Raw genomic sequence first — 21735 nt, 5'->3', positions numbered from 1 at the left:
CATCAAAGGACTGCCCTCATGAAATTCTTCGTAGACACAGCCGAGATCGCCGCCATCGCAGAACTGAACGATCTGGGCATGGTGGACGGCGTGACCACCAACCCCTCGCTGATCCTGAAATCGGGCCGCGACATTCTAGAAGTCACCAAAGAGATCTGCGATCTGGTCGACGGCCCAGTGTCCGCCGAAGTTGTCGCCACCGAAGCTGACGACATGATCGCCGAGGGTCGCAAGCTGGCCAAGATCGCACCGAACATCGCGGTCAAGGTGCCGCTGACCTGGGCTGGTCTGAAAACCTGCAAGACACTCAGCGACGAAGGTCAGATGGTCAACGTGACCCTGTGCTTCTCAACCAATCAGGCGATTCTCGCAGCCAAAGCAGGCGCGACCTTTATCTCTCCCTTCATCGGTCGCCTTGACGACATCAACCTCGACGGCATGGATCTGATCGCAGACATCCGCCAGGTCTATGACAATTACGGGTATGAAACCGAAATCCTGGCGGCCTCGATCCGTACCGTGAACCACGTGACCGACAGCGCACGCATTGGCGCCGACGTGATTACAGCACCCCCGGGCGTGATCAAAAAACTGGCCGATCACCCGCTGACCGACAAAGGTCTTGAAACCTTCTTGGCTGACTGGGCCAAAACCGGTCAGAAAATCCTCTGATCCTATGCGCTGCCGCGCGGTGCCGTTTGGCACCGCGCCCGGCCCAACGGCCAAAGCTGATCTTAGATCAGCACATTGCAGGCGGGAGCCCCCGCCACATCGCCAAGGAAATTCGCCTCTTGCGTGCATTTTTCCTAAGGCAATTCCGGCAACCCGTGTTATAAGCCCGCCAAAATAAAAAACGACCGGACGGGACATGAGCAGCGATCCTAAACTCAAGGACAACCTCCGCGCCGCGATTCTGGCTGAGCCCGACGCAGTGCTGGATGACAAAGATCTGATGCAGGCCCTGGTGGCGGCAAATGAACAAGCACGGGGCGACAATGTTGTTGATCTGCGCGGTATCGCCATGCAGCGGCTTGAGGCGCGTCTCGATCGCCTGGAAGACACGCATCGCTCGGTCATCGCAGCAGCCTATGAGAATCTGGCAGGCACCAATCAAGTCCATCGCGCCATTCTTCGCCTGCTGGAACCAACCGTGTTCGAAGATTTTCTGCGCGCGCTGGGCAATGACGTGGCTGAAATCCTGCGCGTCGATCATATCACTCTGGTTCTCGAAACCACAGTCGTGCGGGACGACCCGGTGGTGAACCAACTCGGCGGCGTTCTGACCGTGACCGAACCCGGATTTATCGATAAATACCTGACCTCAGACCGCAATGGCCAGCCGCGCGAGGTTACTCTACGCGAGATTCATCACCCCAACCCGCAGGTCTATGGCGAACAAGCCAACCAGCTGCGATCCGAAGCTTGCCTGAAACTGGATCTCGGCATCGGCCGGTTGCCCGGTATGATTGTCATGGGCGCACACGACCCAAGACATTTCTCTCCCCAACTCGGCACAGATCTTCTTGCCTTCTTTGCAGGCGTGTTCGAACGCTCGATGCGCCACTGGCTGTCGTGAGCCTGATTTCTCCGGCCTGCCGCGACGCGTTGCAGCATTGGCTGGAAAGTCTAGGGGCATTGGCGGGGCGGTCTGAAAATACACTCAACGCATATCGCGGGGATCTAACAGAGTTCCTGTCCTTCATGACTTTGCATCATAGCGAGCGTCAGGGACTGGCAGCATTGGAACGCATCACCGTCTCGGACATGCGGGCCTGGATGGCGGATCAACGCAACGCGGATGTCGGCGCGCGGTCGCTGGCGCGTAAACTTTCGGCAGTCAAAACCTTCTATCGCTGGCTGGCCGAGCGTGAGGGGTTCGAACCTACGGCAGTCCTGTCCACCCGCGCGCCCAAATTCACCAAGAAGCTCCCCCGCCCGCTGGCCGAAGACGCCGCCCGCGCGATGATCGACACGGTCGAGCTGCAATCGTCATCGGACTGGGTTGCCGCACGGGATGTTGCGGTTGTGACACTCCTCTATGGTTGTGGGCTGCGGATATCTGAGGCGCTGTCTTTGACTGGAGCTGATGCCCCACTACCGGATACACTGCGCATATTGGGAAAGGGCGACAAAGAACGAATCGTGCCTGTCCTGCCCGCCGCCCGGGCCGCGGTTGACCGCTATCTAAGGCTGTGCCCGCATCCGCAAACCTCCGAAACCGCACTGTTCCGGGGCGTTCGTGGCGGGCCGCTCAACCCGGGGATCATTCAGGCCGTTGTTGCCAAGGCGCGGATGCAGCTTGGCTTGCCTGCCACAGCCACCCCGCACGCGATGCGTCACAGCTTTGCCACCCATTTGCTGTCTGCTGGCGGTGACTTGCGCGCCATTCAAGAACTTTTGGGCCACGCGTCGCTTTCGACCACTCAGACCTATACTGCTGTGGATACGGCCCGGTTGATGGAAGTCTACAACCGGACGCACCCGAAAGCCTAAGCCAAACCCCTGTCAACGGGCTTTTTGCTTTGCATCTGCGCCAAGCATCGTACATGACACCACCATGACACTTAGATACAAAGCTCTTGCCGTTCATCTGTTTACCGCCACAGGTGCTGTTTTTGCGATGCTGGCCATGTTGGCCGCCGTCGAAGAGAAATGGAGCCTGATGTATCTCTGGCTTGTCGTATCGTTCATTGTGGACGGCATCGATGGCCCGCTGGCGCGGCACTATCACGTCAAAAAGAACGCGCCAGAATTTGACGGAGTGTTACTGGATCTGATCATCGACTACCTGACTTATGTGTTCATACCCGCCTACGCCCTGTTCAAATCAGGGCTGATGGACGGCTGGACAGGTTGGTTTGCAATTATCGTCATCACCTTTGCCAGTGCGATGTATTTCGCTGATACACGCATGAAAACAAAGGACAACTCATTCTCGGGCTTTCCGGGCTGCTGGAACATGTTCGTCATCGTGATCTTCGCGCTAGAGCCCAATTTCTGGGTGATCTTGCTGCTGGTCACGTTGCTTTCTGTGGCGATGTTCCTGCCGCTGAAGTTCATCCACCCGGTCAGAACCGAGCGCTGGCGCAGCCTGTCATTGCCGATAGCTTTCGCATGGACATTCTTTGCCGGTTGGGCCGCGTGGGTCGACTTTCATCCCGAAAGCTGGGCCCATTGGGGTTTGGTGATCACCAGCCTGTATCTGGTCTCGGCCGGGATCGCACAGCAGATCGTTCCGGCGCGCAAGGCACCGGATTACAAGACTTCCTGAACCTCAAATTCAGTCCCGTTGTGGGTGAACACATCGCCTTCGCGCAGGCCGACCATAGCCAGATAGATCGGGCTTTGGGTTGAAATACCCATATAGGTCTTACCGTCCACCTCAAAACGCGTTGTTGAAACGCATACGACAAAGCGGCGGTTGTTAAACTTGATCACCGCCCCCGGCTGAACCGTATCAGTGACGCCGAAATCGGTGTTTTCGATGACGTCAATCTTTGCGTGATGGGCGTGAACGGGCGCGTCGAAGGCCGCCGCCAAATCTGCATTCTCGCGCGAGGTCGCGATATCGTCCTTGTCATGCCCTTCCCGGTCATCCAACTGAGAATCTTTCAAAAAGGCATCGTAATGCGCCTGCGCGGTCGCCAATTCTTGCGCCTCCAGCGACATCAGGCGCTCGACTATGGAATTCTTACGCGCAGCAGCATCGGTTGAGCCGGTCATCAAATACGGTCCTTCAAATTCAGCATCTGATATAGGTTGTAGCCCCCAAAGGCGGAATGCAACACAAATCCTGCGCTCAGATCAATAGCCCCGCCGCCCCTTCGTGCCGAAGCAATGAAACCTTGGTCTCAACACCACCATGGCCTGAGAACCCAACCATCTTGCCACCTGAACCCAAAACCCGGTGACACGGGATGATGATCGGTATGGGGTTGCCCCCACATCCTTTGCCAACCGCCTGCGCCGAATACCCAAGCTCTTTTGCCAATTCGCCATAGGTCCGTGTATCGCCAAAAGGGATTGCAAACATGGCATCGCAAACCCTTCGCTGAAACTCCGATCCCTTGATCCGGTAGGGTAGATCAAACCGCTGCAAACGCCCCTGGTCGTAGGCACGCAACTGCGCCGCCGCCTCGCGCTGCAAGGGCGAATCCGGGTCTCCCTCAGCGCCATCCCAGGTCAGGCGGATGATGGCTTCGTCTTCTTCAACAACACCCAAGCGTCCAAAACGGGTTTCTATCGCAATCTGTTCCATAAAGTGATGCTGGCAGAGGATTGGGCAATCCGGCAACCCGTTTCTTGACGATCCACCACTTCTTCTGTTCACAAATACCTTAAGGCGCGCGGCGGAACCTCGCAAAAAGGCTCTGCCACTCAGTCCAAGGCCAGAATATCAGCTCAACGCTTCATCACAGCGTCCGCAAACACCCGCGTGGGTGTGACGACCCACATCAGGCAGAATTTTCCAGCAGCGCTGACATTTTTCGCCCTCGGCCTTTTCAAAGACAACACCAACGCCCTCAATCTCGGGCACGCGAAAGGCCTCGGCCGGGGACGGATCGCCCGAAACGGTCAGGCCCGACGTGATGCACATGTCATCAACGTCGAAGGTTGCCAGCAGATCGCGGGTTTCTACATCCTCGACATGGACGATCGGTGCCGCTTCCAGGCTGGACCCGATCACTTTGTCCTGTCGCTGAATTTCCAGCGCGGCAGTCACGGCACGGCGAACGCGGCGGACTTTAGCCATGCTTGCTTCCAGCTCTTCATGACGCCAATCCGCAGGTGTCTCGGGAAAGTCCATCAAATGGACCGAGCTGTCCTCGCTCGGGAACCGTTCCAGCCAGACCTCTTCCATGGTGAACACCAGAACCGGGGCCAACCACGTGGTCAGGCGATGGAACAGCATATCCAGCACAGTCCGCGCGGCACGGCGGCGCAGGCTATCTCCGTCACAGTACAGCGCGTCCTTGCGGACGTCGAAGTAGAATGAGGACAGATCGACCGTGGCAAAATTAAACACAGCGCTGAACACACCCTGGAAATCAAATGCGGCATAGCCCTGGCGCACTTGGCTATCCAACTCAGCCAAACGGCTGAGCACCCAGCGTTCCAGACGCGGCATATCCGCAGGGTCCACGCGGTCGGCTTCCGTGAAATCCGCCAGCGAGCCCAGCATGAACCGCATGGTGTTACGTAGGCGGCGATAGCTGTCGGCGGTGCCTTTCAGGATTTCAGGCCCGATCCGCTGGTCTGCAGTGTAATCGGTCTGGGCCACCCACAGACGCAGAATATCCGCGCCGTACTGCTTGATGACCTCTTCTGGCACGATGGTATTGCCCAACGATTTGGACATTTTGTTGCCCTTGGCATCCAACGTGAAGCCGTGAGTCACCACGTTGCGATACGGCGCACGCCCCTTGGTGCCGCAGGCCTGCAGCATTGAGGAATGAAACCAACCGCGGTGCTGGTCGGTGCCTTCCATGTAAACATCGGCGATACCGTCCTCGGTCCCGTCCTCGCGGTCGCGCAGGACAAAAGCGTGGGTCGAGCCTGAGTCGAACCAGACGTCCAGAACGTCGAACACCTGATCATAATCTTCAGGGTTCGCGATGCCATCGAGGATGGTCTCTTTGAAGCCGTCAGTGTACCAGATATCCGCGCCGTCCTTCTCGAACGCAGCTTTGATGCGGGCATTCAGCTCTGCGTTGCGCAGCAGGTAGTCCGCATCGGTGGGCAGAGCGCCCTTTTTGGTGAAACAGGTCAGCGGCACGCCCCAGGCGCGCTGGCGTGATAGAACCCAATCCGGACGCGTTTCGATCATCGAATACAGACGGTTGCGGCCGGTCTGCGGCGTCCATTTCACCAGTTCGTCAATGGACCGCAGGGCACGTTCGCGGATGCTGTCACCCATCTCGCCCATACCATCGTCCAGCTTGCGGTCGACGGATGCAAACCACTGCGGCGTGTTGCGGTAGATGATCGGTGCTTTCGAGCGCCACGAATGTGGATAGCTGTGCTTGATCTTGCCACGCGCCAGCAGTCCGCCAACCTCGGCCAGCTTGTCGATGACGGCTTTATTGGCGTCACCTTCACCGCCCTTGCGCGACAGGATGTACTTGCCGCCAAAAAACGGCAGATCGGTGCGGAATGAGCCATCGTCCATTACGTTGTAGGTGATGACTTGCTCGAGCATCCCTAGATCGCGATACAGCTCGAATTCCTCCATCCCGTGCGACGGCGCACAATGAACGAACCCTGTACCTTCAGTATCGGTCACAAAGTCAGCCGCGCGGAAGTCGCGGATGTCGTCCCATTCGCCATTTCCACCCTCAGCCCCGGCGAGCGGGTGGGTCAGTTGGATCTTGGCCAGATCCTGTTGCGTGACATCACAAAGACGGCGATACATTGAATCGTCCAGACGCGCCCGTGCAAACACATCTGCTGCACGATCATCAGCCAGCAGATAGCGTTCACCAATCCGCGCCCAGCATTCCTCGGGGCGTCCGGTGACTTCGTAGAGGCCATAGGAAATATCCTCGCCATACACCACCGCCTTGTTCGATGGCATGGTCCACGGAGTTGTCGTCCAGATCACTACATTGGCGTTGTCCAACGTCACGTCGCCCGTGTTCACGACTTTGAACTTCACCCAGATGGTGAAGCTTTCCTTGTCGTGATACTCAACTTCGGCCTCGGCCAGTGCGGTTTTTTCAACCGGCGACCACATTACAGGCTTTGATCCCTGATACAGCGTGCCGTTCATGAGGAACTTCATGAACTCATCGGCAATTACAGCCTCGGCGTGATAATCCATAGTGATGTATGGATCGGGCCAGTTACCGGTGATCCCCAGACGCTTGAACTCGTCGCGCTGGATGTCGATCCAGCCTTCGGCGAACTTGCGGCATTCCTGACGAAAGTCGACGATGTTGACCTCGTCTTTGTTCTTGCCCTTCTTGCGGTATTGTTCCTCGATCTTCCATTCGATCGGCAGACCATGGCAGTCCCAGCCCGGCACATAGCGCGCGTCATGGCCCATCATCTGATGACTGCGCACGATCATGTCCTTGATGGTCTTGTTCAGCGCGTGGCCGATATGCAGGTGACCGTTGGCGTAAGGCGGTCCATCATGCAGGGTAAAGGGCGTGCGGCCTTCTTTTTCCCGCAGGCGATCATAGACACCGATCTTCTCCCAGCGCTCCAGCCATGCGGGTTCGCGCTTGGGCAGGCCTGCGCGCATGGGAAATTCGGTTTTGGGCAGGTTCAGCGTGTCTTTGTAGTCAGGTGTTTGGGTCGTGTCGGCGCACATTTGGGGCGTCCTCAGGATGTTCTGGTCTTGTATGGATCGAAGCGGTCAGTGCGATATCTCAAGCACCTTTGCCCGGCGTCTCGCGATATCAGAGCGCCGGGGATATAATTCGAATAATGATGGCCAAACGGTCAAACATGGCCGCGCTTATAGGACGCCCACGCCTAATGGTCCAGAGGTTCCGAGCCTTGCGGCGCGTGGCGCAGCTGGGCCCAGCGATTGAGCCACGCAAGACCTGCCAGAGCGAGGCCCAGCGCCAGCAGCGAAAAGACCCGGATCAGCCCACCCAGACCGGCTATATCGATCAGAAACACCTTGGCCACCGCCAACCCGATGACGGCAAGCCCTGCCTTGCGCATCAGATCCGATCGACGGGCGAGCGACTGATAGAACAGTGCTGCTCCGACCACCAGCAAGGTGATGGTATAGGTATAAAGCTCGGGCTGCGTGACGCCGTTGCCCTCGTACATTCCACCAGCGCCCTGCCAGACATGACGGATCACCAATCCCAACCAGACAGCCGCCAGAATTGTGGCCACCCCATAGCTGATTTGCTTCAGCAGAACGGGCGACGAAACGATGCGCCAGGTTGAAAAACCAATCGCAACTGCGGGCAACAGATAAGCCACCGCCAGCGTGTTCAGGACCTGCGGGCCCAATACGGGATCAGCAAACGGGTTGAGCAGCGGATTGGCATCTGACAACGCCTGTGCCAAACGAACCACACCATGCGCTGCAAAGAATGCAGCCAACACATAGCGTACGTAGTTCAGCTTGCCACCAAGCTTGAATCGTTGCACCTGAGCAAAAGCCAGCAGTAGCCAGATCACCGCAAGCAGTCCCAGCCCCCAGTGGCTGTCCGTTGCACCACCTTCTCCGAAGCTTTCAAGCCAGCGCAGCAACAAGAGGGAAAGCAGTATCCCCGCCGTTGCCCAGGCTGCGCTTTCCAGCAGGAGTGAGGCCATCGGGCGGTCCAAGGGTTTTAACAACGCCCACCCTATGACGAATCCAACAACCGACGCTGCATAGACCAGCGTCATGTCAATCAGCGGCGCATTTTCGGCCCAGTTGAGCCCCGGGTCCAGCACCAGCCTTACGGTCACGGTAAACACACCCGCCCAGATGAACCAGCTCATCGGGGGTAACTCAAACCGACGGTCCAGTGCCGTAGCCACGACAATCATGGCGACGAGTGCGATGGTCAGAGCCGCCGAGCTGAGCACGATGATACAAGCGAAGCTGAGACAGGACAGCGCAGACAAAGTTGCCAAGGCGGGGCGCATTCGGTCGTCACCGTCAACCCGGGCGAACCGTTCGGCCAGAACAACCATCATCGCGCCCAACGCGACGGCGTGTAGTGCCCACGCATAGGCCCCGATCACTTCTGCTGGCTGCCATCCGACCTCAAGCGCAATCGCCAGGACCGGGGCGAACATGGCGGCGGCGGCGGCCCAGACCACAGCGTAGCGCCCGCCCTGAAAGGATCGCCAAGCGGCAAGCAATGTGATCAAAGCCCCCAGAGCAGCCAGAAGGGTGACGCTCCACGGATAATCAGCCTCGGCCGTTTCCGTGTATGTTTCGGCAAATCGGTGCCACACTGCACCGCTGTCCAACCCATGTACCAGAACAAACCAGATCAGGCCCAGGGCAGGCAGCGCCGTCGCATCCTGCAGGGCGCGCGCGTCTCTGGACCAAAAGATCAGCGCCAATATCAAACCGGTGAACAACGTTATGCCCAGCCAGAACTCGCCACTCGAATCCGGCCAGTGCAGCGTCAAAATCACCGAAGAGACGAGAACCGCGCCAAAGGCCAGTCGGGTCGGAAATTCTGGCCATGTATCCCCTTTTCGCCGCCGGATCATCTCGGCGATCATCGGACCGGAATGATTTGGCCAGATACGCCGCACGGGGATAGCCGTTGCAATAAACGCCAGTGCGGTGACACAGATCAAATATCCGGCCTCGGTCGAAGGTGAAGACAACACCAACAAAAAGGCCGCCCCGTATACGCCCACAAGCGTCAAAACTGAAATCCACGCCCAACGCCTGACCGTATCAATACCCAGGCCAACCACGGCAATGATGAAGAAATACCCATAAAGCCAGCTGGGATCGTCCGACGATCCACCCACAACGAAGGGTGCAGCAAAAGCGCCGACCAAACCGACAGCTGCCAGAAGCGGCCCATGGAACCACCCCAGCACGAGTCCAAACAGCGCAATGACAACCAGACCGGCTAGCCCAGCCTCGGGGCCGATCAGATCATAAAGCTGGCGCGCGGCTAGAACTCCTCCGAACAGGGTGACAAGACCCGCTCCCGAGAAGACCGATGGAAGATAAGCAGTAGTGGATCCCTCATCATCGCCGAACCGGCGGCGGATCACTTCGCCTGCCCCAATCAGCAGCGCACCGAAAACCAGTGCTGCGATGACCCGTGCAGTGGGTGGCAGCAACCCGTTCTCGGCACCGTATTGAACCAGAAAAATCCCCGCCAGCGCCAATGACAATGCAGACACTGCGTAAAACCAATTCTCGCGCAGCCATGCCCCCAGCGCAGCAAGTCTTTCCTCGCGAAACACGATGGTGGCCGGGGGCTCGTCGGGTTCCGATTTTTCTTGCTCTTCTGGTTGGCCCTCATCCGCAGCAGGTAAGGTTTTTGCGGCGGCCCACGGCGCGGGTTTGGGTTTGGATACCGGCAGCTCTGGCTTTGACGGGCCGGGTGTTTCCAGATCACTCTCCGGCAATTCCCCGGCAAGTTGACGCTCAAGCTGTTCCACGCGTTTGCGCAGCCGCGATTGTCCAATCAGCAACGCGACGATCGATACAGGAATGGCCAGAACGACCAGACCAATGAGGACAAGCAAGGATTCCAACTGAAACCTCCGGGGTGTGATGCATCAAACCTATCGTGGTGGCCAGTGGGTGAATAGTCCGGAATCCCACATGATTACCGTATGTTGCCCTGAAGGTTTGCTTAAACCAGCGCAGGAAGGGGTCTGGGCCCACTAACTGCTCCGCAACATGGGTTGAGCGATCAGTGACAGCATCAAAGCTGGCAAAATCTTGACCAGCGGCCCCAGCGGGTCTTGCCAAAGCTCTGGCATCGTCAATGTAGCCGCAACCAGGTAAAAACAGCAACTGCAGCCTGCGACAACTGCACCTTTCACGGATGGAACCAAGAGCCGACCCAGAAGGCGATCCCAGCGGCCAAACCACCGATCAGGAGTGTTTCGCCCCCTGATCGCCACCAAGGTGCAAGAGACCAACGGCTTTTCATTGCGCCGATCGCAAAGAACACACCCGCCGTCATCCAGGCTGAAACGGTGAACGCGCCCTCGATCGAAAAAAGGAATGGCAGCAACGGGATCATCCCCGCGACCAAAAAGGCAAAGAATGTCGCTATCGCAGCCTTGATCGGGTGCGGCTCGACGCTGCCTAGTCCATATTCGCCCTCGATCATCAGGTTGATCCAGTTGTCGTGGTTGGATGTAATCTCGCCGGTCGCCTCATCCAGCACACCGCCCGACAGGCCCTTTTGCGCAAGAATTTCGCGCACCTCCTTGCGCTCTCCGTCCGGATAAAGCCGGATATGCCGTTCTTCGATGTCTCGGATGCGATGGATGTTATCCAGCTCGGCCTTGGTCCCCGAGTAATTCCCCGCAGCCATAGAGAACCCATCCGCCAGCACATTGGCCAGCCCAAGTGCCACGATAACAAACGGCGACAGGCCCGCTCCGGCCACCCCTGCAACAATGGCAAAGGTCGTGACCGAGCCGTCAATACCGCCATAGACCACATCGCGTAGCACCCCACGACCCGGAGGGGTGTTAATCCGGTCGGAAATCTCTTGCTGGCTGTGGCCGTGTTCGGTCATGGCTGGCTCCCCCCTGTTTATGCAGGATCGCACCAGCCACGGCCTTGCGTCAGATCAAGTCTTGGAAAACAACCCGCTGAGTGCGCGTTTGATCATGCCCCGTGTCGAGGGTTTGTGGCGTTTTGAGAATGGCAGAGGCCGGCAGACCTCCATTGCGGCCACACCCACGCGGGCAGTCAACGCACCATTGACCAGACCCTCGCCGAACCGGCGCGATAGTTTGCTAAGGACTGATCCGCCAAGAATCGGCTCCAGCAAATCATCCCCGACTGCCACAGCGCCGGTTGCGACCAGATGTACAAACACAGCACGGGTCAGGCGCCAACTGCCCAAAAAGCCCGCCCGCCCGCCATAAATCTCGGCAATGCGTCGTATCATGCGCAGAGAGCTTGCCAGCGCGGTCGCAACATCAGCCAGCGCCAGCGGGACCAGAGCGGTCACGGTCGCGACCTGCCGGGCTGCGGCCTCGACCTCGCGGCTGGCGGCTGCGTCCAGCGGGGCCAGAAGTTCATCTTCGGCCAATGTCAAAAGGGTTGCGGCATCGAATTGTTCGCTCATCCGCTCGTTCAAACGGTCGCGGCCCCAGCGGGTTTCTTCGCGTCCTTTGTAGAACGTGATCAGGCGATTGGTGACGGCACGCGCTTGTGAAAGGTCCTCATCTACCAGCGCAGTGTCGGCGGCACGTCGCAACCCGTCCACGCGAGACAGGCGACTGATCGCCGCCAATTCGCGCAGCGCGATGAACAGCACAACCAGCAGCAACGCCCCGATCAGACCGGTAACAATCGATCCCAGAACTGGTGCGCGTTCCAGCAACGAGACGGCAAAATCCCACGCGGCAACCGAGACAACCGCGCCCACGACGGCAAGGGCCAGCCCCCAGAACCATCGCGCCAAAACCGAAGGTTTCCGGGCCGCGAACTGAACTGCTGTCTGCATCGCCTGCCCTTGCCGCGGCGCAATATCAGGCACCGGCGGCGCGGTTGAGACATCAGTTGCTGGCGTGTCATCTTCCAGATCAATCAGAACCGGGCCTTTAGCCATCGACCGCCTCCTTGCGTGTCCAGACATATTTGATGTCCGGCAGATTTTCGTCATTTTCCGAGCCGTCGCTGCGCGCAACCTCGACAAACCCGTTGCGTTCATAGAACCGGCAAGCCCGGTGATTTGCTTCGAACGCAAACAGACTAAGTTCGGGTCGCTGAGCCTTCGTGTGATCCAGCAATTGCTGCCCGATCCCCTGCCCGCGCGCATGATCCACCAGATAGAGCGAGTGCACCTCATCCCGGTTCAGCGCCAGAAATCCGGCCACCTGCCCTTGCATCTCAGCCACTGTGACCCATCCCAGATCAATCATCCGGCCACAAAACGCGATAGTCTCGGCCTGGCTGTGCAGTTCCGGCATCCACTCGTTTTCGCGCGCGAACCTGTGAAGAATAGCACCCATTGTACCGGCATCGGTACTGCGCGCGGGGCGAAGAGCGACGGTCACAGCCGGTCTCCGATCAGGAACTGTGCGGCCCGGTCCAGCCGAATATGCGGAGGGCCATCGCCGGGGTTCAGGGTCAGATGTGCGGGCGCGAAGGCCATATAACCGTAATCCTCGCCCAACCAACCCTCGGCCCCACTCCGTGCAGGGCCCAACAAATGGGCCGGGTCTTCTGGCAGATCGCCGGGGTAAAAGGCCGCCTGCTTACCACTATCCAACAGGGTGCCGCGCACACAAGGCAACGCGTCACCGTTGTGGCTGCGCGTCTCTTCGGTTGTGGCACGGAGTGAGGCCAGCGACAGGGCCGCTGTCTCGGCCCCGGCAAAGCTGGCGCGGTCGCGCGCCTCACGGGTCAAGGCCTCGATAATCGCGGTCAGACGTGGATGCTGCAGGTGATGCAGGTGATCGGCCTTTGTGGCGGCGAACAGGATACGCTCGACCCGTTTGCCCAGCAGCAGCTTGTTCAACCATGCATTTCGACCGGGGCGAAAGGCCGACAGGATATCAGCCATCGCACGGCGCATATCCTCAACCGCTTGCGGCCCCTTGTGAATTGCACCAAGTGCATCAACCAGAACGATCTGGCGGTCGATCCGTGCAAAGTGATCGCGAAAGAACGGTTTGACCACACGTGCCTTATAGGCTTCATACCGCCGCTCCATCTCGCGGTGAAGCGAGCGGCGGCGGGACGCCTCGAACACCGGCAAGGGCGCGAAGGTCAGCACAGGGGAACCGGCGAGATCCCCCGGCAGAAGGAACCGACCGGGAGTGCAGTCATAGAACCCGGCCTCTCGTGCGGCGTTCAGGTAGTCGGTGAACCTGCGGGCGAGGTCCTGGGCCTGTGGCTCATCATGTGGGGCGGTTGGATCGACCGCCTGAGCGGTTGCCAGAAATGCCTCGGCTTGCGGGCGGTTTGCGATATGTTCCAGTGTATCCCGCGACCATGCCTCGTAGGATTTATCCAGCAAGGCCAGATCCAGCAGCCACTCACCGGGATAATCCACGATGTCCAGGTGCAACGTGCGTGGCCCCTGCAGCCCCGATAGCAAACCGGCAGGCTGTACCTTGAACGACAGGCGCAGCTCTGACACGGCGCGTGTACTATCGGGCCAGTGCGGCGAGGTGCCGGTCAGCGCTGACAGGTGGGATTCGAAATCGAATCGGGGCACGGTGTCGTCGGGCTGCGGCTGCAGGTAGCTGGCGGTGATCCGTCCTTCTTGCTGCGCCACAAGGCCTGTCATACGACCCCGGTCCAGTAGGTTGGCCACCAGCGACGTGATGAACACGGTCTTGCCAGACCGCGCCAATCCGGTGACGCCAATCCGGATGACCGGTTCAAAAAATGCCTCGGACACGCGATCGCCCACAGATTCGACTCCGCGCACCAGACTGTCTGCCAATGATGAGATGACCAAACTGTCGCCCCGCAATTATCGTTTGTCCCAAGATAGGTAGCGGTCGCAGCACATGCCAGAGGTATTGCCCCTCTTGCTCGTTCGCGCGCGGCGCGCTACCAGCGCCCTATGCCCAGATACGCGCTGAAAGTCGAATACCAAGGGGAACCGTTCGCCGGATGGCAGCGGCAGAAAGAGTTGCCCTCGGTTCAGGGCGCGATTGAGCAGGCTCTGTCGCGGATCGAACCCGGTGAACATTCCATCGCTGCCGCTGGGCGTACGGATGCGGGGGTTCACGCGTTGGGGCAAGTGGCGCATTGCGATCTGGTCAAGGAGTGGGATCCGTTCCGCCTGTCCGAGGCGTTAAACTATCACCTCAAACCGCAGCCGGTCGCCATCGTCAGAGCCGCGCGGGTTGATGACGACTGGCACGCGCGCTTTTCAGCGCTGGAACGGCAGTATCTGTTCCGCATCTTGATGCGCCGAGCGCCTGCAACGCATGAGCGGGGGCAGGTCTGGCAGATTGGTCATCAGCTGGATGTCGCGGCGATGCAGGCCGGTGCCGATATGCTGATTGGGCGGCATGATTTCACCACCTTCCGATCCACCATCTGTCAGGCGGCCAGTCCGGTCAAAACGCTGGATGAGTTGCGTGTCGAGCAGGTGCAAGGTTTCTCGGGTCCCGAAATCCATTTCCACGTTCGCGCCCGATCGTTCCTGCACAATCAGGTGCGCAGCTTCGTTGGCACGTTGGAACGTGTTGGAGCCGGGTCTTGGTTACCCGACGACGTACGCACAGCGCTTGAGGCAGTTGACCGCGCCGCCTGCGGGCCAGTTTGTCCGCCACAGGGGCTCTATCTGGCGCGGGTCGGGTATCCTGACCCGGTATTCGACTAAAGTTACAGAGCGCGCAGCAGCAACCCGCTTGCAATCACAGCAATGATGAGGCCTGCCACCAGTTCGATGGTCGGGGCCAGGACCGACGCAAATCGTGTGGCCGAGGCCGAGGCCAGCAACCCACCGCGCAATCCGAACGACGTCCAACCGACCAGCGTGGTGACCATTGCGGTGCCCAGCGCCATGGCGAACGCTCCGGCGATACCAACCATCGCGATACCCATCTGCCAAGTTAGGATCAGCACAAATAACGCCCCGGTACAGGGGCGTGCAGCGATGCCTGCTATCAAAACCAATGCCTCGCGCAGGTTACCAACCTGCGCGACCTCTTCAGCAGTTGGGCCATGGCGGTGGCCGCAATCCGAGCAGACCCCATGTTCGTGATCATGGTCATGATGCGCTTGGTGATGGTGGTCGTGGCTGTGCGCAGGCTGTCCTTTGTGGCGTCGAACAAAGCTACGGAGCGCACGAAAAATCAGCCACAAGCCAATCGCAGCAATCGCGCCATAGCTGATCGGTGCCATGACCTGTTCGGTGGTACCCACCAACGACTCGCGCGACATTTGGAACACCAACACGCCCGCATAAACCAGCACAACAGCTGTGACGGCTTGACCTAGGCTCGACAGGACGCTGATAGCGGACAGGCGCCAGAACGCGACCTGACGGCCCAGCCCATAACCTCCGATCAGAACCTTGCCATGGCCCGGTCCGATGGCATGAAAAAACCCATAGGCAAAACAGACGGTCAGTAGCGTAGCGATGGCTTCAGGCTGTTCGGCGCGTGCAGCGCGCAAAGCGCGGGCAATCTGGTTCTGGAAATCCCGCTGCTCTCCGGCGGCCCAGGCAGCTAGATGGTCAAAGCCACCGCTGCCCCAGAACCACAGGAGCAACCCGCAAGCGATGGCGACGGGAACAATCAGGTAGCGGGACATGAAAGCCTGATCTCGGTTGCGAATTTCTCTCCGACCATCGGGATATCGTTTTCCTCAAGGTCATAATCGGCGTCCAGCGTCCGCAAGAATGCCTGCATCTGGGCCAGCTCTGCGTCGATATCGGGATCGCTGCGTTCTATCTGGCAATCAACAGACCCCGAGACGGTCACGGGTCGGGTCACTTCGTAGGCCGTATAAAAGCTTTCGTCGAAGGCCTTGATCGACAAGGCGTTGGCCGTAACAGGCCCGCCTTCAACAGCGCGTAGATGAGTGGTGACAATGCGCGCATCCTCTGTCGTGGCATGCGGCTCTAAAGGGCCGGATAACGGGATCACTGTATCACCCATGCGAATGACTAGATCGCCGTTATAGCCCTCAACCCATTGTGCATCGAAGCCGCTCAGGAATTGCTCTTCCGACTCTGCAAGCACGCCATCGCCGTCCTGATCCAGTCGCATGTCTTCCAGAACCAGTAATGAGTAGAATTCATCATAGGCCCAGGTCACCCGCACATGGGTCAGATTGCCTACATCGTCGACGATGAATTCCAGCCCGGTGTCTATGAAGACATGCGGGTGAGACTGAGCCGATACCGGCAGCAAGCAGGAAAGTGAGAAGACAAGCCAACGCATGGGTCGAAGATAGGACGCGCGGCAGGTGTCGGCAATCCGAATACACATGATCGTGCAGAAACCTGCCGCCTTATTCAGGCGGAAACAGGACCAGCGTTTGCAGTGCCGTTCCGACAGGACCTTGCGTGTCAAACAACACCGACTGCGACATTCCGACCCCCGAAGGCTGCCAATGCGAAATCGAATCCGAGGCCAGCCAGTCCGAAACAGGTTCTCGGTGGATCTGAACCGTCAGGTCAGTGTTCATGAAGCCCATCTCGGTTGTAGGCGCATTCCACGATATGCCGTTGCCGCAATCGGCGAGAGGGCACAAAGCCTGAATGGGCGACGGGTCTTCGCCTTCCAGCAACGGCGGCGTGCGCATCCACACTGTTTTGGGACCTGCCCCTTGATTGCCGCCTTCGGGATAGCCGATCTGAGAATGATGGGCGAAGCCAGGCAGATCATGCCGCATCTCACCGATTGGAAAGGGACCATCGACCATATCATCGACACGAGGTGTGGGCAGATCGACATTAGGCACATCCCCGAGATGTCTGCGCACCAAATGCATCGTGGTGGCCGTGGCGCAGAGTGTATCGTCCAGATCATGCACCGTGACCCGCGTGGTCGCCAGCGTTCTGGTATGGCGCGTGGTCTCGGCTGCGACCCGCAGTCCAGCCAAAGGCAGCGGGCGCAACAGATCGACCGTCAGCCGGGTCAGCATCTTCTCGGGGCCAACCTCGGTCTCTGCCGCGCGCACGATCAGGCCACTGACCGGCCCGGCATGGCAGTGATCCGCAGACCACGGCCCGCGCGCCGGATCATTGCCCACAAACACACCCTGCGCATTTTGGTGAAAATACGCCTGCCCCGGCCTATCCACTGTCATCTTATTCCGGTCGCCTCAGACTTTTTCCTGCGTGTATTTCTTCAATTCGGCCCGCGCGACCTGTCGGCGGTGCACCGCATCCGGCCCATCCGCCAAACGCAGAGTACGTACATGGGTCCAGGCATTGGCCAGCGGAGTATCCTGACTAATGCCCTGCGCACCAAACATCTGAACAGCCTGATCAATCACCTTCAGCGCGACCTTGGGCGCCACGACCTTGATCTGGCTGATCCACGGCGCCGCTGCCCGCGCATCACCCTGATCCATGAACCACGCCGCCTTAAGACACAGCAGGCGAGCCATTTCGATTTCCATCCGGCATTCGGCGATGATGTCGTAGTTTGCACCTAACTGAGCTAGTTTCTTGCCGAACGCCTGGCGCTGCAGCGATCGCTTGCACATCTGCTCAAGCGCGGCCTCGGCCTGACCAATGGCGCGCATGCAATGGTGAATCCGCCCTGGCCCCAACCGGCCCTGCGCGATCTCGAATCCACGCCCCTCGCCCAGCAGAATGTTCTCGGCTGGAACCCGGACATTCGTGAAGCGGATGTGCATATGCCCATGGGGCGCATCGTCGTGGCCATAGACCTCCATCGGGCGCAGCACTTCAATACCATTCGTGTCCGCTGGCACCACGATCATCGACTGACGCTGGTGTTTGGGCAGATCCTCACCACCGGTTTTGACCATCACGATATAAACCTTGCAGCGTGGATCGCCTGCCCCCGAAGCCCACCATTTCTCGCCGTTGAGAACGTAGTCGTCGCCGTCCCGCACACAAGACATCGAGATATTGGTGGCATCGGATGAGGCAACATCGGGTTCAGTCATCAGATAGGCTGACCGTATTTTTCCCTCAAGCAACGGTTTCAGCCATTGCTCTTTCATCGCATCAGACCCGTAGCGTTCAAATACTTCCATGTTCCCGGTATCGGGGGCGGAACAATTGAACACCTCGGCCCCCAAGGGGGTTTTGCCCATCTCTTCAGCGAAATATGCGTATTCAACAGTGCTGAGACCAAAGCCCTTGTCGCTGTCGGTCAGCCAGAAGTTCCACAAACCCGCGGCCTTGGCCTTGGCCTTGAGGCCTTCGAGAATATCGACCTGACGCTCGGTGTATTGCCAGCGATCGCCTGTGTTGATCTCGGCGTGATACGCTTGTTCAAGCGGAACAACTTCGTCCCGGATCATGTCGACAACTCGTCGCAACAGGGCGCGGTTCTCCTCGCGTAATCCGAATGTCATGGTCATGTTGATCCCTCTCTGCGTCCTCGCGCGCACCCTTTGCTTGCGTCCAAGGATGGCTTAGCTGCCATGATGCTGTCCAGTTGGGTGACGGAACGTCATTCGGGTGAAATGCACCGGTCAGGCATTGTTGCGATGCCTCTCAGGTGGCAGGCAAAGCTCGACGACCAAGACAGAACGGCAAAACGGCGTGAGGTCACCCACCCGCCGTGGTGACCCCTTAGGGCGTCAGTATCCACTTACCGTCAGCAGTCATGCATCGTCGGGTTCTGATATCGCGGGCCTGTTCAGCACCTTCGGGCTGCACAACATGCTGGAGAATCACACAATTGTCCTGAACACTCTGCACCCGGATCGTCCCTTTTGAGCCAGTTTCCTGATTAAGCCACGCCCTTTCTTGCCCGACAGAAGGTGAGCCTGATGACAACAACGCGTTTGACGTGGCACTCAGCACCTCAAAATCAGCAGGGCTCAACCCCATTTCCGCAATGATTCGGGAAAGCGACTTGGCCTGTGCGATTCCGCCCGTTCCAACGAACAGGGCAGCAACCAACGCTGTGCAAACAAAGGCTTTCATGGCAGGGCCTCGCCGATCTGAATAAATTTCATGCCCATAGATATACCTCTATGCGTGTGCGGCCAAGTCCAACTTGGCCACCTTCAAATTATCCCGAACAAACCTTTTGCAAGGCTGGTGCTAGGTCTGTCTGCAAGATCACCTCATATTGTGCCCAAATGAACCAGAGGCCTTTGATGATACATTCTAAATACTACGCGCCGACAGGCGGGCACCCGGGGCAGGACCAGCTATTGACCGACCGCGCCATGTTCACCGACGCTTATGCGGTGATCCCGAAAGGCACGATGCGCGACATCGTGACCAGTTTTTTGCCTTTTTGGGAAGGGACGCGCCTGTGGGTCCTGTCCCGGCCTCTAAGCGGATTTGCCGAGACATTCTCGCAGTATATCATGGAGGTGCAGCCCGGCGGTGGCAGCGATACCCCTGAAACCGACCCAAACGCGCAAGGCGTGATCTTTGTGGTCGAAGGCACTGTCACACTGACCCTGAATGACGCGGATCACGTCCTGGAAACCGGCGGATACGCCTATATCCCGCCGGGCAGCACCTGGGTGCTGCACAACCGCGCCGATACCATCGCTCGATTCCATTGGGTACGCAAAGCCTATCAGGCCGTGCCCGGCCTGCCCGCCCCGGACCCGATCATCACAAATGAACGCGATGTGACACCCAATGAGATGCCCGGCACCCAAGGCCGCTGGTCCACCACGCGCTTTACCGATCCTCACGATCTTCGCCACGACATGCACGTCAACATCGTCAATTTCGAACCCGGCGGTGTGATCCCCTTTGCAGAAACCCACGTGATGGAGCACGGCCTTTATGTGCTTGAGGGCAAAGCGGTCTATCGCCTCAATCAGGATTGGGTCGAGGTCGAGGCGGGTGATTATATGTGGCTGCGCGCCTTCTGCCCACAGGCCTGTTATGCCGGCGGACCAGGGCGGTTTCGCTATCTGCTCTACAAGGATGTGAACCGGCACATGCCTCTGTCCCTATCCGCGCGATAGCTGACGAACGCTGCGTTATCCGTAAGATGTCCGGTATGGGGGTTTTCAGAATCGCTGGAATCTGATGAAATCACATGAGTTTTCAGCACTGGAGATTGTTCGATGTTACTGCGCGGTACGATGATTGCACTGGTTGCCACCCTTGGCCTTTCGGCGTTCAATGCTGCCCCGGTCGCAGCCAAGGAAGAAACCAAATCCGTTTTCGTCATGAGCCGCACCTGGGCGGTGACACAGGTCTCGGACGCGCCTGTGGTCTATCGGGCCACGCGGGACAACAACAATCTGAACCCTTTTGGGCCTCCGCCGCGTCTGCGCACCATCCAAGCAATGGCCGCTATACAGCAGGCAACCGGTTGCAAGGCGATCTACTCCAGCATGTACCAGAACATCTCCGGCCAGTTTTTCTCGCAGGTTAGCTGCAACTGAAATTGGTACAATACTTTCATTGAGATCGCCTGATCTGCCTGCCATAGCTTGCGCATGAAACTTGCGATCAACGGATTCGGCCGTATCGGCCGCACCATCCTGCGTCAGGTCCTAAGCCTGCCGCAGCATTCGGATATCAAACTGGTGCTGATCAACGACATCGCACCGCTTGAAACCTGTGCTTATCTGTTCAAATACGACAGCACGTTCGGGCCATATCCGGGTCCGGTAACGCCAGAAGGCGCAGCGCTGAACATCGATGGCCGGATCATTCCAATGTCACACAGTGCAGATCTGGCACAGGTCGATCTGTCGGGCGTTGATGTCATTCTCGATTGCACCGGGATCGCACGCACATCAGACGTGGCCAGCCGGGGATTGAGCGCCGGAGCGCGCAAAGTGCTGATTTCAGGTCCGTCACCCGCTGCTGAGGTCACGGTTGTTCTGGGTGCAAATGAAGATCAGCTGGGTAACGCGCGCATCGTCTCAAACGCATCCTGCACAACCAACGGGCTGGCTCCACTGGTCAAGGTGATCGACGAAATCGGCGGTCTGATGTCCGGGCATATGACCACGATACACTGCTATACCAACAGCCAGCCGATGGTTGATGCACCGCGCGGTGATCTGGCGCGTTCACGCGCGGGGGCGTTGTCGATGGTGCCCACGACCTCAAGCGCGACGCAATTGATTGATGTCGTGTTGCCAGACCTGGCCGGTCGCATTTCAGGGGCTGCGGTGCGTGTTCCAACCGCAAGCGTATCTGCCGTTGATCTTACTGCCACTCTTAAACGCGGCATGAATGCAGAGCAGTTCAAGCCCGCGCTTGGCGAAGCGATTGCCGGCTCAGCCGTGTTGGGCTGGACCGATCTGCCCTTGGTTTCGTCCGACCTGCGAACCCGCCCGGAATCACTGGTGCTTGCCGGGCCCGAAACACGCATGGTTCAAGAACATCAGGTCAGGGTTTTTGGTTGGTACGACAATGAATGGGGGTTTTCGGCCCGCATGCTTGATGTCGCCCGTCTTATGGCCGAAGCGGAGTAGCCCGCAGCGCACAGTCGCGCTGCGGG

The 21735-nt window shown here is 58.7% G+C and carries 22 protein-coding genes; 8 read left to right on the top strand and 14 right to left on the bottom strand.

Annotation, left to right across the window (positions count from 1 at the left end; genetic code table 11):
* Positions 1-18 precede the first annotated feature (18 nt).
* The 4 genes from fsa to Q1B46_RS00935 all read left to right on the top strand — a co-directional run bounded on the left by fsa (position 19) and on the right by Q1B46_RS00935 (position 3271).
* A complete protein-coding gene (fsa, locus tag Q1B46_RS00950) occupies positions 19-672 on the top strand; it encodes a fructose-6-phosphate aldolase (RefSeq protein ID WP_299943651.1) in 654 nt (217 codons plus the stop codon).
* A 196-nt stretch (positions 673-868) separates the two neighbouring features.
* Entirely contained in the window at positions 869-1576 is a 708-nt protein-coding gene (locus Q1B46_RS00945) for a DUF484 family protein (RefSeq protein WP_299943648.1), read from the top strand.
* Positions 1573-2493: a tyrosine recombinase XerC gene (locus tag Q1B46_RS00940; RefSeq protein WP_299943645.1), complete on the top strand. Its 921-nt coding sequence runs from the start codon at positions 1573-1575 to the stop codon at positions 2491-2493. Before Q1B46_RS00945 ends, Q1B46_RS00940 begins: the two co-directional genes overlap by 4 nt.
* A 64-nt stretch (positions 2494-2557) precedes the next feature.
* Positions 2558-3271, top strand: coding sequence for a CDP-alcohol phosphatidyltransferase family protein (locus Q1B46_RS00935; protein WP_299667392.1), 714 nt, complete (start codon positions 2558-2560; stop codon positions 3269-3271).
* Here Q1B46_RS00935 and Q1B46_RS00930 read toward each other — a convergent pair.
* The 9 genes from Q1B46_RS00930 to Q1B46_RS00890 all read right to left on the bottom strand — a co-directional run bounded on the left by Q1B46_RS00930 (position 3256) and on the right by Q1B46_RS00890 (position 14093).
* Complete coding sequence (locus tag Q1B46_RS00930) at positions 3256-3723, bottom strand: hypothetical protein (RefSeq protein ID WP_299667389.1); 468 nt, start codon at positions 3721-3723, stop codon at positions 3256-3258. The two genes, Q1B46_RS00935 and Q1B46_RS00930, sit on opposite strands and share 16 nt — an antisense overlap.
* 76 nt (positions 3724-3799) lie before the next feature.
* On the bottom strand, positions 3800-4258 hold the full coding sequence (locus Q1B46_RS00925; RefSeq protein WP_299943641.1) for a methylated-DNA--[protein]-cysteine S-methyltransferase: 459 nt from the start codon (positions 4256-4258) through the stop codon (positions 3800-3802).
* A gap of 138 nt (positions 4259-4396) precedes the next feature.
* On the bottom strand, positions 4397-7315 hold the full coding sequence (gene ileS / locus Q1B46_RS00920) for an isoleucine--tRNA ligase (RefSeq protein ID WP_299943638.1): 2919 nt from the start codon (positions 7313-7315) through the stop codon (positions 4397-4399).
* 164 nt (positions 7316-7479) lie between these two features.
* Positions 7480-10188 (bottom strand): DUF2339 domain-containing protein, encoded by a 2709-nt coding sequence (locus Q1B46_RS00915; RefSeq protein ID WP_299943634.1) that lies wholly within the window; start codon positions 10186-10188, stop codon positions 7480-7482.
* Positions 10189-10320: 132 nt separating this feature from the next.
* Positions 10321-10482 (bottom strand): DoxX-like family protein, encoded by a 162-nt coding sequence (locus Q1B46_RS00910; RefSeq protein WP_299943631.1) that lies wholly within the window; start codon positions 10480-10482, stop codon positions 10321-10323.
* Positions 10479-11189: a VIT1/CCC1 transporter family protein gene (locus tag Q1B46_RS00905; RefSeq protein ID WP_299943627.1), complete on the bottom strand. Its 711-nt coding sequence runs from the start codon at positions 11187-11189 to the stop codon at positions 10479-10481. Before Q1B46_RS00905 ends, Q1B46_RS00910 begins: the two co-directional genes overlap by 4 nt.
* A 54-nt stretch (positions 11190-11243) precedes the next feature.
* The gene (locus Q1B46_RS00900; RefSeq protein ID WP_299943624.1) at positions 11244-12233 is read right to left on the bottom strand and encodes a YcjF family protein; all 990 of its coding nucleotides are present in this window, start codon (positions 12231-12233) and stop codon (positions 11244-11246) included.
* On the bottom strand, positions 12226-12681 hold the full coding sequence (locus Q1B46_RS00895; protein WP_299943621.1) for a GNAT family N-acetyltransferase: 456 nt from the start codon (positions 12679-12681) through the stop codon (positions 12226-12228). The genes Q1B46_RS00900 and Q1B46_RS00895 overlap by 8 nt, the downstream gene beginning before the upstream one ends.
* Entirely contained in the window at positions 12678-14093 is a 1416-nt protein-coding gene (locus Q1B46_RS00890) for a YcjX family protein (RefSeq protein WP_299943618.1), read from the bottom strand. The genes Q1B46_RS00895 and Q1B46_RS00890 overlap by 4 nt, the downstream gene beginning before the upstream one ends.
* Positions 14094-14201: 108 nt before the next feature.
* Here Q1B46_RS00890 and truA point away from each other — a divergent pair, with 108 nt between their 5' ends.
* Positions 14202-14969, top strand: coding sequence for a tRNA pseudouridine(38-40) synthase TruA (gene truA, locus Q1B46_RS00885; protein ID WP_299943615.1), 768 nt, complete (start codon positions 14202-14204; stop codon positions 14967-14969).
* A gap of 2 nt (positions 14970-14971) precedes the next feature.
* Here truA and Q1B46_RS00880 read toward each other — a convergent pair whose 3' ends face one another.
* From Q1B46_RS00880 to Q1B46_RS00860, 5 genes are all read right to left on the bottom strand, one after another.
* Positions 14972-15904 (bottom strand): hypothetical protein, encoded by a 933-nt coding sequence (locus Q1B46_RS00880; protein ID WP_299943612.1) that lies wholly within the window; start codon positions 15902-15904, stop codon positions 14972-14974.
* Positions 15889-16584 carry a DUF1007 family protein gene (locus tag Q1B46_RS00875; RefSeq protein ID WP_299943609.1) on the bottom strand — a complete coding sequence of 232 codons (696 nt, stop codon included), beginning with the start codon at positions 16582-16584 and terminating at the stop codon, positions 15889-15891. Before Q1B46_RS00875 ends, Q1B46_RS00880 begins: the two co-directional genes overlap by 16 nt.
* A 22-nt stretch (positions 16585-16606) precedes the next feature.
* Positions 16607-17407, bottom strand: a complete 801-nt coding sequence (locus Q1B46_RS00870; protein WP_299943606.1) for a thioesterase family protein — start codon at positions 17405-17407, stop codon at positions 16607-16609.
* A gap of 15 nt (positions 17408-17422) precedes the next feature.
* Complete coding sequence (locus Q1B46_RS00865; RefSeq protein WP_299943603.1) at positions 17423-18658, bottom strand: acyl-CoA dehydrogenase family protein; 1236 nt, start codon at positions 18656-18658, stop codon at positions 17423-17425.
* A gap of 214 nt (positions 18659-18872) precedes the next feature.
* Positions 18873-19229 (bottom strand): hypothetical protein, encoded by a 357-nt coding sequence (locus Q1B46_RS00860; RefSeq protein ID WP_299943600.1) that lies wholly within the window; start codon positions 19227-19229, stop codon positions 18873-18875.
* 176 nt (positions 19230-19405) lie between these two features.
* Between Q1B46_RS00860 and Q1B46_RS00855 the strand changes: the two genes are divergently transcribed.
* The 3 genes from Q1B46_RS00855 (at position 19406) to Q1B46_RS00845 (ending at position 21709) form a co-directional block, all read left to right on the top strand.
* A complete protein-coding gene (locus Q1B46_RS00855) occupies positions 19406-20239 on the top strand; it encodes a bifunctional allantoicase/(S)-ureidoglycine aminohydrolase (RefSeq protein ID WP_299943597.1) in 834 nt (277 codons plus the stop codon).
* Between the two features lie 102 nt (positions 20240-20341).
* A complete protein-coding gene (locus tag Q1B46_RS00850; protein WP_170589103.1) occupies positions 20342-20665 on the top strand; it encodes a hypothetical protein in 324 nt (107 codons plus the stop codon).
* Positions 20666-20719: 54 nt separating this feature from the next.
* Positions 20720-21709 carry a glyceraldehyde 3-phosphate dehydrogenase NAD-binding domain-containing protein gene (locus Q1B46_RS00845; RefSeq protein ID WP_299943587.1) on the top strand — a complete coding sequence of 330 codons (990 nt, stop codon included), beginning with the start codon at positions 20720-20722 and terminating at the stop codon, positions 21707-21709.
* Positions 21710-21735: the final 26 nt, after the last annotated feature.

Source organism: uncultured Ruegeria sp., assembly GCF_947500045.1.
In the GTDB taxonomy this organism is placed as follows: Bacteria; Pseudomonadota; Alphaproteobacteria; order Rhodobacterales; family Rhodobacteraceae; genus Ruegeria.
Note: the sequence above shows the minus strand (reverse complement) of the source record. Positions and strands in the feature narration are given on the sequence as shown.